Genomic DNA, 13890 nt, shown 5'->3' on the forward strand with positions numbered 1-13890 from the left:
TGCTGCAATTAATCTATTTGGAGTAGTGTTTAGACCTATATCCGATGAAAGGAAAATGGATGTACCAGTATCGTGCAGCGGAGTCCGAAGGAAGCACTGAAATCTAAGTGTTTATTAATGTATAACTTTGGTAAAATTAGTTTATAAAAATAATCAATGTTCTTAGGGAGGACACAAATGAAGGTTAAAAAAATACATCATGTAGCAATAATTTGTTCAGATTATGAAAAGTCAAAGAACTTCTATGTAAATATTTTAGGGTGTGATATCGAGAAGGAAACATATCGGTCAGAAAGGAAATCTTATAAATTGGACTTAATCGTCGGAGGGGAATATCAGCTGGAATTATTCTCATTTCCTGATCCCCCGCATCGTCCTAGCTATCCTGAAGCTAGGGGGCTTAGACATCTTGCTTTTGAAGTGGAAGATATTAATCAAGCGATTGAAGATTTAGAAAAAGAAAACATTCCAGTCGAACCAATCCGTGTTGATGAGTTAACAGGAAAAAGGTTTACTTTTTTTTGTGATCCGGATGATTTGCCTCTTGAAATATATGAAAAATAGGAATTATAAGCTTAGCTAGGTTGATGAGAGAGCTTTAAGGCATGAAGTTTGATAGGAGTGGTAAAACTTCAAGAATTGAAGTTGATTTCAATAGATGAATACGTTGATTTAAAGAATTACTTATGCAAATTAAACTATGAATATTCCCCATGATATGTCGATAGTATTAAATTTATCTCCACTTGTATTCCATATTTCGATGAGAGCTGAAATAATCACCGGCTATAATATCGGTAGATTGGTCATTTAAATATGTCAGGAGATAAAAAAATGAATGTTTACAAATTTACAGTGTTGATACTTTTAACGACATTTTTGATGGGTTCTTCTTTTGCAGTAGTTAAAATGGGTCTACCTTATTCATCCCCATTATTATTAGCAGCATTACGCTTCACACTTGCCGGACTCATAATGGCGATGATCGTAATCTTTTTAAAAAGACCGCACCCAAACTCTAAAGGGGATTGGATAAAAATGCTCATTATCGGCACTTTTCAAACAGCGGGAGTAATGGGGTGCATTTTCCTGAGTTTACGCACGATTACAGCAAGTGAATCCTCCATTCTTACATTCACGAACCCGTTGCTTGTTGTTGTTTTCGGTACGATTTTTTCACAAACACGCTATAAACTATATCAATGGATTGGTGTTTTATTAGGATTAGTCGGAGTAATTATAACGATGGGAGCGCAACTTGAATTTAAGGTTGGTATTCTTTTCGGCATTCTTTCTTCTGTTTTCTGGGCGATTTCCACTTTATTGGCGAAAAAATGGGGGGCGATTTCCGATACATAGGTATTATCTGCCTATCAGATGCTTTTTGGCGGTTTACTGCTTTTACTTGGCAGCTTTATTCTTGAAAAACCATTTTTCATACTGAATGGTAATTCGTTGTTCATTTTATTATGGTTAAGTATCATGTCATCGATCGTGCAATTTGCTGTTTGGTATTACCTTTTACAAAAGAGTGATCCCGGAAAAACAAGTGCCTTTTTATTTTTGGCACCTTTCTTCGGTGTATTATCAGGGTGGGCACTATTAGGTGAACAGATATACACGTCACTCCTAATTGGCGGACTGTTTATCATCATTGGCATCTATCTTGTAAATAGCAATTTCCAAAAGGAAAATAAATTAGTTAAAAGAGCTTTATAGTAATCGCATGGATTGTTTTAAGCCGTTAAAGACAGAAAGCCCCTCATGGTGAAAAAGAAAAGAGTTTCACCATAAGGGATTATTAATTATACCTCAATACAAAAAACTTCTTTAAATCCTTCTTTCCCTTTAGGTGTGACTTTTACTGCGCGAATAGATGGAACACGGACTATCCAGCCTAAATCAAAAAAATGTGTAAGGATCCCATTCCCTAAAGCTCCGCCAAGATGATGGTGACGTTCACTCCAGTCTAAACATGAGTGGGAAAATGAACGGCGTTTTCTTCTTAAATCAAGTAAATCGATGCCGAATTCTGAAAAAAAATGATCCCCTTTGGGTGTAACTGTAAACTCTCTCTCTTCTTTTTTCAAATACCCGGCTTTCAACATAGATTCAGTTAATTTGACGCCTAGTTTTCCTGCCAAATGATCATAGCAGGTTCTGGCTTCCTGAAGCATTTTGACTTGACTTGATTGTTTTAACGACCGAACTTCAGGAGGTGGGGAAATGGCCAGAAACGATTCCAAAATGTGCGCAATTTCTCCATTTGCTAGCTGATAATAGCGATGTCGTCCGTGTTTTTCAACTATAACAAGGTTACCTTCCACTAATTTAGAAAGGTGAAAGCTGGCGGTTTGAGGTGTTATTGCAGCCAACAATGCTAATTCACCTGCCGTATGAAAACGCCCATCCAGCAGACTTGCAAGTATTGTTGCACGTGACGTTTCCCCAAGGAGGGAGGCTATCTCCACCATATTTGGATTTATACTCAAAATAGTCACCAACCTTTCTGCCGATGGATTAGTTAATAAGTTGAACGCCAATTAATTAGCATTAAAAATAAGTAAACTTATACTTCCATTATACAGTACCGCTGCCCTAGGATATTCGGTATATTCACGATTTCTACTTTAAAAAAAGAATATTGGACCCAATAATAAAATGGAAAGCGTTATTACGTATTTTTTCTAAACATTAATTTTGAGTCGTCTCTATAAGGATTTTTTTTGATAAAATGCACGTGATAAATTGGTTGCTTTTTTGGGGAGAGATTATGAAATCAGGTTTGGTTAAAAAGAAGACAGTAAAGAAGAAAGACTGTATACCTTTGGATAAGCGTTTTTTACTGAAGTATATTCTTTGTAAACTAGGCATACATTTTTACATGTTCACTAATAGTAAACGTTCATAATAGTCTTGGAATAAATACCGGTGAATAGTCCCTTTTGTGAATTTAGTAGTTAAATAGGAGGGAATAAAGCGTATGAAAATGTCAGACGTTGGATTTAAAGGTCAAGTTTTTGGATTTATAAAGTTCACACCTTTTGTGGAAAGTTTTTTGTCTGGAGATTTATATATGAATAATTTCAAAAAGTATATTGATATAGAAAGTGCTTCAGGAGAAAAAGGTGTAGGAGACAAATTTGAAGCAGCACATGTTTTTACGGAATTAACAATGAATTTCTTTACTCAAGATACCAATGAATTAATAATGTCGGGTCGAACTAAAAAATTGAATTTCAGAAAAAATATAAATGAAAAAAGACCATTATATTGTATGTTTGCAATTATTGGCGATATGTTAAAAGTGGTTAACGAGGATGAAAAGTATTACTATACCAAATTTGATTTACCTAATGAACAAATCGATAAAATGATCAGGGAGTTCGGAGATAGCTTAATTTTTGTTACACCATCGCAATTTATTGACAGAATTACTAGAACACTCAATGAAAAAGGTTATGCTTACAGAGGGGGCTTGGTAAAATATGATGATTATAACATCAATTCCTCAGCAAGGATGAGCTCTTATAAAAATCAAGGGACTGATATTTATTTTTGGAAAGATAGATACTTTGAAAATCAATATGAATATCGCATAGTTCTCACAGATCAAGAAGTTGATGAAGCCTTAATTGTGAACATAGGTGATATTTCAGACATTAGTACTATTTTTAATGCAAATGAATTTTTCAGTGATAAATTTGAAATAAGATTACGGAAGAAAGGAAATCTAAGCATCCATTAAATTGGGTGCTTTTTATTTGCAGGAGGGATAAAGAAAATATTGAGCTCTTTAAGAAGTAAATAGAAGAGTTAAAATAACCGCGAATCTAGGATTATCACTTGATATTCAAAAGCCCAGCATGATTTTGCTATGTAGCTCCATCTTTATCTTCTGAATCTGGAATATTTATAAACCACACAGTTCAAACCAATACTAGTGAGTGTAAATGTGTTTATTATAATTCTTGTTATAGTAATTATTAAAAAAAGAGAGCGCCGTTCAATAGAGTACAAAATTCAGCAAAACCACTCTGAATATGACGACTTTCTTCTATATTATTGGTAGGGAAAGTAAGTATTTAATGCCGACTTTATTGCTTTTATTTTTAACAGCAAATTACTGGAAATCTGATGTAAATTCGTGTAATCTACAAAAGTATGTTTTTTTCCAAATCATAAAGGGGGACCATAATTGAGTTCAACAAATCGTAAACAGACAACAATTGTTGCTCTTTTGCTTGCGGGTACATTCATTGCGATCTTGAATCAAACATTAATGATTACCGCCATTCCTCCTGTAATGGAGGAGATGAATGTTACGGCAAATAGTGCACAGTGGCTAACAACCGTTTTTATGCTGGTTAATGGGATCATGATCCCTGTTAGCGCGTTTTTACTGGAGCGCTTTACCACCAGACAGCTCTTCCTTTCCGCGATGGGGATTTTTGCTATTGGTACATTGGTAGCGGGGCTAGCTCCTAATTTTGGAATGCTGCTGCTAGGAAGGATGATCCAGTCGAGCGGAGCCGGAATTATGCTCCCGTTAATGCAAACAGTCTTCCTAATGATTTTCCCTGTTCATAAACGGGGTGCAGCCATGGGACTGGTCGGGCTGGTCATTTCCTTTGCGCCGGCTATTGGGCCCGCTTTGTCGGGCTGGATTACGGAGACTTACTCATGGAGGGTGTTATTCTTTATCATTCTACCAATTGCTATTATTGATATCATAGTTGCGTTCTTCGCTTTAAAAAATGTAACAGAAGTTACACGGCCAAAAGTGGATGTGCTTTCGATTGTTTTATCTTCCGTAGGTTTCGGTGGATTATTGTATGGTTTTACAGCGGCTGGTAATTATGGCTGGACAGACGAGAGTACCATCATATCCCTAGGCATTGGGACAATTTCACTTGTTTGGTTCATCAACAGGCAATTGCGATTGAAGCATCCAATGCTGGAGTTCCGTGTGTTCACGTATTCATTATTCCCGATTGCCATCATTATTGGAGCCATTACCTTTATGGGGCTGATAGGTGCCGAAACGCTCATCCCGCTATTTATGCAAAACATGCGAGGATTTACTGCGTTTGAAGCTGGTTTAGCCATACTTCCTGGAGCACTTATTACCGGAATAATGTCCCCGTTCATTGGACGTATTTTTGACCGAATTGGGGCCAGGTGGCTGGTTATTGGCGGATTACTCCTCATAACCGCTTCCTCCTTTACTTTTATCGATGTTGGTCCTTCAACAAGTTTTACATTTATTATGGTAATGTACAGTATTCGGATGTTCGGATTAGCCATGGTTATGATGCCTGTTTCAACGGCAGCCTTAAACCAGCTGCCAAAACGGTTAATCGCCCATGGTGCAGCAATGGATAATACGATGAAAATGATTGCCGCATCTGTAGGTACTGCAATACTTGTTACTGTGATGACATCAGCTACCGAAAATGCTCAGCAGCGTCCCGAGATAGTCCATCCTGATATGTATGGCGCGCAAATCTCATTTATTGTCATCGCTGTACTTTCGTTAATTAGTTTCCTCATTTCTTTTAAAATAAAGGATAAAAAATCAGCAGGAAAAGAGTTTGGGGAGAAGAATTAAATATTTGAATTCGAGTTTTTTTAACCTTGAAAAGAATCACAATATAGATATCATCTACTTGTGATTCTTTTTAAACTAAATAACCAACCACCGCCAGGCCCCTCACCTTATTGAACTTCCTCAGTTTAAAACGTTTTTCTCGCAAAAACCCGCTTATTCGCAGGGGTTCATTTTGAATGTATGTTAACGGATAAATGAAGTAACTTAGGGACATTAAGGCATCGTGAAATAAAAGAACAATGGAATTTCATTTTTTACCATGTTATGAACATTTTCCAACGCCGCTCCTGGAGGCTTTCCCTCCCATGTCCTATCATTCGGGGTAACGGGTTCTCATCAGGGGGAGTTTTATTAAAAAACATTTAAGTCCCCCAATTTCAACAATGGAAATCACAGACAAAAATAGTTAGTTTTCGTCAAAAAAGAGCATCGATTTCGATGCTCTTTTTAACATTTTACTCTGTTTAAGTTCAAAGTTGATAGTTCACTCCGGACTCATATATACTCTATGGTACGTAGACATCTGATAGAATATTTTTATATGGTTATGAAATTTCTTTTAAAACTTTAAGTATTACAATAATAAAAGGTGAATAATGAATAACTTATTGCCCCTAATAGAGCTAGTAGTAGGATTACTGGTAAGTATTAAAGCTCTAATGTCGAAATCAGATTTAGAACAAGTATTTTTAACTTAAAACAGAATTAAAAATTAAAACTCTTTATAGATTGATGGGTTATCAGCATCGGTGGAATTTTTATTGAAGGTTTATTTTTGATCAATAAAGCGAATGAATTCTTGTATGTTGGTGTGGTTATGAAGAATCAATTCATCATTGTGCATATTGCCTCCCTGAAATTTTTAACGTAATTATATTAAATATGAAGATTTTCAAGGAATTTACCAAAAAACATATCAGTACTATTTAATAGTTAGATTGCTTTGACCTTGTGATATGGTTACTTGAATGAAAACAGCTTATCCTAAAATCATGATTCTAATATAACTGTATCACCCGGGTTTCTCCGTGCAATCTGTAGCTAATACACAACAATCCGTGAAGACTCCTCCAATTATCAAATGTTTAATATCCAGACTTTTGAGCATTAAATCGAGGCTTGATTCATAGAAGCCGCGTATCGGTATTAATCAATAATGATGTCATTTTTGTGAGGTTTTATCTCATCTATAATTTAGATAGAATTCATATCTGAGTGATAATAGATAGGTTCCTCTTGTTTATTCAACGGTTCATTGTTTGCTAGGCCAATAGCTTCTCCCCTGCTTATATGTCGAGTGTAAATAACAGGTATCCATTGTTGACGTCATGTATGAACAAGAGTCATGGCATTTGAACAATGTCATTCATACCAACAACATTTGATTTACCATTTTCTTTTTGTAGATCGATCAATAGAAGAGCTGTTTTTTTCATATCCAATGTAGCTCACTCCTAAATTTTCTTTCATCTTTTCAACTTTAACTTCAGTTATATTGTTTCATTCAAAATTGCATGGTACATGATAGTTGATTATCTACCATGTACCATGGTACGTCTTCGGAAAAATGAATATGACGTAAAATGTAACCACTGTCTTCTTTATAATTTTCATAATAAGAATTATTTAATTATCTACTTTCAAACAGAGTTAACACTTGCTTGCTAAAACATACATATGATCTGCCTATCAGAAAAGCGATGTTGCCATAACCTTCAAATTCAGTTAACAGCCTAAATTTGTAACGACATTCGAATCATTATCAAATCTCCAGCCATTTTTCCACAAGACCTGCCACTCCTTAAGCTCCATCCGACAAGACTTCTCAGCGACATAGCGACATGTGGATATTTTTCTGCTAATGAGAGGGCTTCTTCAAATGCATCTGCAATATACACAACTAAACCGCCTGTACCATCCGCAAAAGGCCCTCTTGCAAAGACTTTCCCTTTATGTTCAAGTTCGTTTAAATACTCGATATGACGTGGACGCACTTCTATATTTTTTTAGCATCAATCATATGTAAAAATGCTGCATAATAAGCCATGCTTTTCCACTCCCTAATTTCGATTCCAGACAACCAGCTTCATTTCTGTCATTTCTTCTTATTTATCGACCTGGTAGCCTTTAAGTTGCATGATTTCTTCAGGATTAAGAGCTGTAAGCGACGTTTAGATTAAGAGTATTCCTGAACAGCAGGCCAGCTAATACAGACTGTACAGAAAGGTAAGAACTTAACCTTTTTGGCATTCTGTACGTCGTTTAGGCATTTAAATGTCCCAACCTCGATCTGTACGGCTAACTCCTACATTCTGTAGTTTCCTTGTTCCATTTATGGCAGCCATCATACCAAAATAGACTTTATGCAATCTCCATTTTTATCCTAGACTTAGATTATCATGTAAACATAATTAAACAACTTTTAACTATTATAAAACAAGACAAATTAAAAAAGTCAATTCCGTACTGCGAATCAGCTTTTTTTAATTTGTTTAGTTTTGTTTCAATCGTCTATAAAAAAATACATTTTTCGGAAACATAATAGGAGGAGGGGTATTATATCGTCTATCCATTGTTTCTTAGTTCCAAGTGCTATTACAATATTTTCACTCCTACTTTTCTTCTCTAGGCTTGATATTGTAAGGAATAGGTTCTTCTTTCTTAATTTTCTTTGTATCTGTATACATACTTGAGCGTAAACGGATAAATTGATAAAGGTGTGTGACGATCACTTTCAGTATGGCATAACCCGGAACTGCTAGAATAATACCTATAATTCCGAATAGATTTCCTGCAGTCAAAATTACAAAAATGACAGTAATGGGATGAATGTTCAAACTTTTACCCATGATTTGAGGTGATATTAACTTACCTTCAAGTAATTGGACGATAATCCAAACAATAGCCAGTTTTAGAACCATGAATGGTGACATGACAAAAGCAATGATAATAGCCGGTAAAATAGCAATAATCGGGCCTAAATAAGGAACTACGTTTGTCAACATAGCTATAATTGCGAGCAATAACGCATAGTCAATCCCAATAATTAAATAGCCAATAAAAAACAGGACACCGATACAAGTAGCAACAAAAAGTTGACCTCGAATGTATGAACTTAATGCATGATTCATGTCCCCAAAGATTTCTTTTGCTTCGGGACGTGTTTGATTGGGTAAAAGCCTTACGATGTATTTCGGTAAATCTTTACCATCCTTTAATAAATAAAAAAGGATAAAAGGCAAGACAGCAAACGCTAGGATCACTTCAGTGAGTGTACCAATAAAAGTAAGAACGCCCTGTGAAAAGCCGGAAACATACTCGTTAAGATGACCGGAAAAGCTTTTAGAAACCTTATCTATGTCAGTATTAGTCGCTTGGGCTCCCTGATTAACATACTTATTTTGAGAAACATTCTGAACCATATCTTGAATATCATGACTGATTTTTGGAATGTTACTTACTAGACTTTGTACTTGATCTTTTAAAGGGGGGATAACAGATAAAATGACGATCACCAACAAACCTATTATGACTAAGTATAGTAACAGAATAGATAGAATCCTCTTATTCCCCTTCTTTTCCAAATAATTAATCAATGGATTAAACAAATAAAAGCAGACGCCAGCTAATAAGACCGGTAAAAAGATCGTTTTTGCAAAGATTGCGAACGGCACCAGAATAAAAGTGATTTTAGATAAAGCAAAGGTTGTGATGCTAAGTAAAAAGACGATTATCGTATAGACAATGAATTTGCTATTTAATATCTTCTTTTTGAAAAAAGTATCCCTGGGGTTTTCGTTTTCCAAAAATATCCAACTCCTAATTCTATTATTTACTATTTTGATTTAATAACTCCTTTATCGTATCATCTCTTCGTCCTTTCCCATAACTCACATACTGCATTCACTCAAAATCTATTATATACTAACAATTCATCTTTTTTAGCACGGATTGTTACTTCAACTTTTTCTATTTAGGAGAACTCTTATGTCCCATTTAAGATATTTTATGAGTATAACCTCAAAGAAAAAGGGTAATCTTAAATAACTGATTAATTTCTCTAACACACTTAATGAAGGTTTTATCATGAATGAAAACAAGGGAACGAAAAAAAAGCAGAAGGAAAACTTGATAAGGTAAAAGTAGAAGTAAAAGAAAAACAGGGCAATTAACAATAACAAAGCTTTAAAACTTGAAGGGAAATGGGATAAAAATAAAGGAGCTGTTAAGGAAACGGTTGGTAAAGTAAAAGATGCATGGTCCCGATAAGGATAAGAAATAAAAATCCGGTCATAAATAAACCTGCAAATGGTGAAACAATTACCATTTGCAGGTTTTTTCATTTTTTATTCCTTGTATGGATGTAAAGACATTAATTGGGGGGAGTAAGTCTTTTGTAACGCGCCTCAGCAAACATATATACACCGTATGCAATTAATCCAAGTGAAACAATCGTGAGCATCACAGGTCCAAACGGTTGAGTGGCCACCTCAGCAAGTGCGCCGTCAAGACCTTTGGTTTCATCCGGGTCAGCTTGGATTGCTGTTTTAATAAGAAAAACTCCAATAATTCCAAATATTACGCCCCGTGCAGAAATCCCAAACTTCCCAAGGTATTTACTCCACTTCCGTTCCTTTTGGCTCATCTCATTCTTTTTTAACTGTTTTTGAAAACGGCCGGACAATGCCCAGAAAATCTGACCTAATCCGACGATAAGAATGACTGTACCCGTGATGGCAATGATTGTTTGTCCGAATGGCTGTGCTAGCATTCTTGCTGATAATGTTTGATAATGTCCACTAGTTGTATGAACTCTCGTATGAAGTAAAATTTTTACCGTACTGACACATAAGCCAATATAAATAACAGCAACCACCAAATAACTGATTCTGCTAACAATGCCTTTTATATTATAACCCTTATTTTCAGGGTCAAAAATTGTCCTTGTAATTTGCCAACATGCATATCCACTCAGTCCCACAGCTAAAATGATAACCACTAAGAATCCAAACGGTTGTTTTGCAATGGTATATAAAGCCCCTTGAGAGGTTGTTAACTTCCCTCCGAGACCAAACGCCATTTGAATGGCCAACAATCCTATTAGGAAATAAACAGAGCCTTGAGCCATATGACCAAAACGAGCAAAGCGAAACAGCCATGGCTTGGCATCTGCTTTTGCTTGACTTAACTTATTATCAAGAGTTTTCTTCTTATCAAACAGAGACTTTTTCATCCAGAATCCCCTTCATAAATATAATAAATAAAAGCTGGCGTATGGAGCATTAGATTAGCTAACCAGTTTTTTAAAAAAGTTAAGTTGTAAATTTCACTTATAGTTTTTTAAGTAACGACTAAGCGTTCTCTGTAATTGTCTAATGTAAATCTAAGATAAAATTCTATTAATATAAAAAACGGACACAATCTTGTGTCCGTTTCGATAGTTAACCACGTTTTCGCAAACTTCTTAAAATAAGGCTGATAATAAAAACTAAGATAATGGCTCCAATAATAGCCGGTATGATAAAGAAACCGCCTACTTCTGGTCCCCATGATCCTAAAATTAGAGAACCTAGCCAAGCGCCGATAAAACCAGCAATAATGTTCCCAATAATTCCACCAGGTATATCACGGCCTGCAATAAGACTTGCAATCCAACCGATAATTCCTCCAATAATAAGTGCCCAAATAAACCCCAAAACATTTCCTCCTTAAAAAAACATAAATGTTGAAAAACATAAAATGATGAAAAATGTATTTCGTTAGTAATTTTCCCTGTTTTGAAAGATATAAACCTAAAAAAGAATTATGAAATTCTCTCCACAGTCCTACATCTCAAATGAAAGGGTTAATATTATTGTTGGATAACTTCTCATTTAAGTACTAAAAAAATTCAAGTTTTACATCCAAGATAAACGGGGTACTACTTGAAAATAATTAACATCTCATAGGAGGAATCAACTAATGAATACAAATAATAGTATCTGGTACGTGAATTTAATACTGAGCAAGAAGTTGTAATTGCTGTAAAGGAATTAGAATCAAGAGGACCTATATGTTTTGACACATGAGAAGGATCGAACACAAAAAATTGCTGATAAAGCAGATACTAATACTATCGGTGTGGAAGAACAAGGTTTAGGAACAACTATTAAAAATGCCTTCCAAAAAACCGGAGATGAATTGCGTAATAAGATGGAAGAAATCGGCATCAAGGAAAAATATTATTATTTGTGAAGGACCAAGAAAAGGATCAAGGATGGGTATAAAAAAGAAGAATTTGTATCTTTTGCCTTGATTTTAATAATATTATGTAACTCGATTTCTACGCAACTTCCCCATTCTATGTTCATTCAGCTAACAAGCATATATCCCGGTGGGTGTTTGAATCTTTTGGTACGCTGATAAAGATAATCGGAATATCTTTGGGCTTCTCAATTTGCTGGATACGTCGTCGGAATCGATACCATTGATTTTAGCTTCATAATATCAAGCTGGATTAAGTCAAAGGGAAGGAATGAAAAGTATGCGCGAAGAACAATACACAACCAAAAGATGGATAGTCTACTGTCCATCTACCCAACGCTATGTGAATCACGAAATTTCTTTTGGAGGGACGGATGAAAAGGAAGAAGAGATCGCTACTTGTACAGGTATCGAGGATTGCTGCTGCGATTGTTTGTTTCTTCTTGGTTATCGATTCGTAGGTGGGTCAGGAAAGAAAAAATCAGTTTTATCAATTCGAATTTCCAAAAACAAGTAAATTTATTTATGTTCATTTATATAACCCTTATTCCACTCCCATGAAAATTAAAAAAGCTCAAAATCCAGAAAAAATCACAATAAAATAGACCCAGTAAAAACGCTTTTTAAAAAAGGATGAGCCTTATGAGTGATCAGATTGAGTTTGGTAAATCGTTAAACATAAGCCTCCAATCATAGCAAATTAAGTAGAGGCTAGCGCGACGACCAAAAAAAGAATAAAATCACAATATATAGAAAAGATTTCATACAAGTTTGCACTTTTTCACACAAAGGGTTTTATTAAGAATGTAAAATACTTTTATTGTTTGGACTACTTAGTTGAATTCAGCATTAATGCTTCCCGCAATATATTACAGGCATTTATCTACCTTTTATTTAGCCTTACCAAGTGATAGAAGCTTAGATGTATCTTTTATTTTAATTTCTACACACATATAAAAAGAGAAGACTGGAAAATCTTCTCCTTTTTCATTTAATCCTTTTCACGATAATTTGTTCTTCTCTCTCCTAGCTGTTTTGCAGCCTTTTTAGCCTTCTCTTGCTCAGGTTTTGTATATAGGGCAGCCGTTGTAGTTGAAGTATGACCAAGTTGCGTCATCAGTAAATGGATGTCTCCTGACTGTTCCATTAAGTTCGTCCCATAGGTGTGCCTAAGTTTGTGTGGAGACATGGATTTATTGGACTTAAATGCCTTCGTGTATTTCTTTACTAGAGCCTCGATGGCACGGTTGGAAAGAGGGGTCGCTCCATCATTCACCCTAGTTAAGAATACATAGGCCGTATCATCGTTTGATCCCCTATAACGTTCTTTTCGCACAGCTAGGTAATCTTTTATGTCCTGCATAGACGGAGGAGAGACTGCCACTACATCCTTTTTTCCACCCTTACGTAAAACGTGTATTTGCTTTTCCTCAAAATCCAAGTCACGTAGCCTTAAGTTGGATAACTCGTTCACCCGGATACCGCTTCCTAAGAAGAGGGATAAGATTGCAAAATCACGTTCCTTGTCCCTTTTAAAATAAATGAGTTTCCTCGACTTTTCAGGTAGCTCCTATTCATAGTTATGCTTCACAAATTCAAGAAACCGAGCATCCTCATCATTTTGGAAAATCTTCGTCGATATTCTGGAAGCACGCGCCCCCAAAGTCTCTTTTACTTTTTTCACTTCAATTTTCAACATGACATTTCGATAGAAGTAAGGTTCGCCTTCATCATTTTCCGTCTGGGTCGTTAAATACTTGAAAAGGGAACGCAATGCCGAGATTTTCCGATTGACGGATACCTTTTCTGCTTTTTTTGTTTCCTTCTTATTAATAGGGATATTTCTGCGTTCCAAAAAAATTTATAAAGGATTGGGCTTCGATCAACATCAACTTTTCCAGAACTGACAGGGGGATATCCTTAATATGCTCCTGCTCAAAATAAACAGTATACTTCTCTGTTTACTGAATGGGGCATCATGTAAAGAACCATTACGGATTAATATTGAAAAAAATTTGATTTTATTCATTTATACA

At 35.5% G+C, this 13890-nt stretch carries 12 protein-coding genes and 2 pseudogenes; 6 read left to right on the plus strand and 8 right to left on the minus strand.

Annotation, left to right across the window (positions count from 1 at the left end):
* Positions 1-177: 177 nt before the first annotated feature.
* Together gloA2 and ACZ9AO_RS00120 are read left to right on the plus strand one after the other, a co-directional pair.
* Positions 178-564 (plus strand): SMU1112c/YaeR family gloxylase I-like metalloprotein, encoded by a 387-nt coding sequence (gene gloA2 / locus ACZ9AO_RS00115; RefSeq protein ID WP_458357809.1) that lies wholly within the window; start codon positions 178-180, stop codon positions 562-564.
* Between the two features lie 270 nt (positions 565-834).
* Positions 835-1719: pseudogene (locus ACZ9AO_RS00120) on the plus strand (DMT family transporter).
* An 86-nt stretch (positions 1720-1805) separates the two neighbouring features.
* On the opposite strand, the gene ACZ9AO_RS00125 reads toward ACZ9AO_RS00120, so the two are convergent.
* Positions 1806-2492 (minus strand): ArsR/SmtB family transcription factor, encoded by a 687-nt coding sequence (locus tag ACZ9AO_RS00125; protein WP_476108140.1) that lies wholly within the window; start codon positions 2490-2492, stop codon positions 1806-1808.
* 491 nt (positions 2493-2983) lie between these two features.
* On the opposite strand from ACZ9AO_RS00125, the gene ACZ9AO_RS00130 reads away from it, so the two are divergent.
* Entirely contained in the window at positions 2984-3748 is a 765-nt protein-coding gene (locus tag ACZ9AO_RS00130) for a hypothetical protein (RefSeq protein ID WP_072272786.1), read from the plus strand.
* Positions 3749-4198: 450 nt separating this feature from the next.
* Positions 4199-5611, plus strand: a complete 1413-nt coding sequence (locus ACZ9AO_RS00135; RefSeq protein ID WP_476108142.1) for a DHA2 family efflux MFS transporter permease subunit — start codon at positions 4199-4201, stop codon at positions 5609-5611.
* Between the two features lie 1012 nt (positions 5612-6623).
* Here the strand turns inward: ACZ9AO_RS00135 and ACZ9AO_RS00140 are convergent.
* From ACZ9AO_RS00140 to ACZ9AO_RS00160, 5 genes are all read right to left on the minus strand, one after another.
* Positions 6624-6758, minus strand: coding sequence for an isochorismatase family protein (locus tag ACZ9AO_RS00140; RefSeq protein WP_476108463.1), 135 nt, complete (start codon positions 6756-6758; stop codon positions 6624-6626).
* Between the two features lie 586 nt (positions 6759-7344).
* Entirely contained in the window at positions 7345-7605 is a 261-nt protein-coding gene (locus ACZ9AO_RS00145) for a YciI family protein (RefSeq protein ID WP_476108143.1), read from the minus strand.
* A 618-nt stretch (positions 7606-8223) separates the two neighbouring features.
* Positions 8224-9417 carry an AI-2E family transporter gene (locus ACZ9AO_RS00150; protein ID WP_144551304.1) on the minus strand — a complete coding sequence of 398 codons (1194 nt, stop codon included), beginning with the start codon at positions 9415-9417 and terminating at the stop codon, positions 8224-8226.
* A gap of 566 nt (positions 9418-9983) precedes the next feature.
* Positions 9984-10844, minus strand: a complete 861-nt coding sequence (locus ACZ9AO_RS00155) for a DUF1206 domain-containing protein (RefSeq protein ID WP_347942013.1) — start codon at positions 10842-10844, stop codon at positions 9984-9986.
* Positions 10845-11052: 208 nt separating this feature from the next.
* Complete coding sequence (locus ACZ9AO_RS00160) at positions 11053-11307, minus strand: GlsB/YeaQ/YmgE family stress response membrane protein (RefSeq protein ID WP_144551300.1); 255 nt, start codon at positions 11305-11307, stop codon at positions 11053-11055.
* A gap of 285 nt (positions 11308-11592) precedes the next feature.
* Between ACZ9AO_RS00160 and ACZ9AO_RS00165 the strand changes: the two are divergent.
* Positions 11593-11877, plus strand: a pseudogene (locus ACZ9AO_RS00165) (YflT domain-containing protein).
* A gap of 257 nt (positions 11878-12134) precedes the next feature.
* Positions 12135-12371 carry a hypothetical protein gene (locus tag ACZ9AO_RS00170; RefSeq protein ID WP_476108145.1) on the plus strand — a complete coding sequence of 79 codons (237 nt, stop codon included), beginning with the start codon at positions 12135-12137 and terminating at the stop codon, positions 12369-12371.
* A 474-nt stretch (positions 12372-12845) separates the two neighbouring features.
* On the opposite strand, the gene ACZ9AO_RS00175 is transcribed toward ACZ9AO_RS00170, so the two are convergent.
* The gene (locus ACZ9AO_RS00175) at positions 12846-13328 is read right to left on the minus strand and encodes a tyrosine-type recombinase/integrase (RefSeq protein ID WP_476108146.1); all 483 of its coding nucleotides are present in this window, start codon (positions 13326-13328) and stop codon (positions 12846-12848) included.
* Between the two features lie 96 nt (positions 13329-13424).
* Positions 13425-13709, minus strand: a complete 285-nt coding sequence (locus tag ACZ9AO_RS00180) for a hypothetical protein (protein ID WP_476108147.1) — start codon at positions 13707-13709, stop codon at positions 13425-13427.
* Positions 13710-13890 lie beyond the last annotated feature (181 nt).

This window comes from Peribacillus sp. TE19612 (assembly GCF_056279465.1).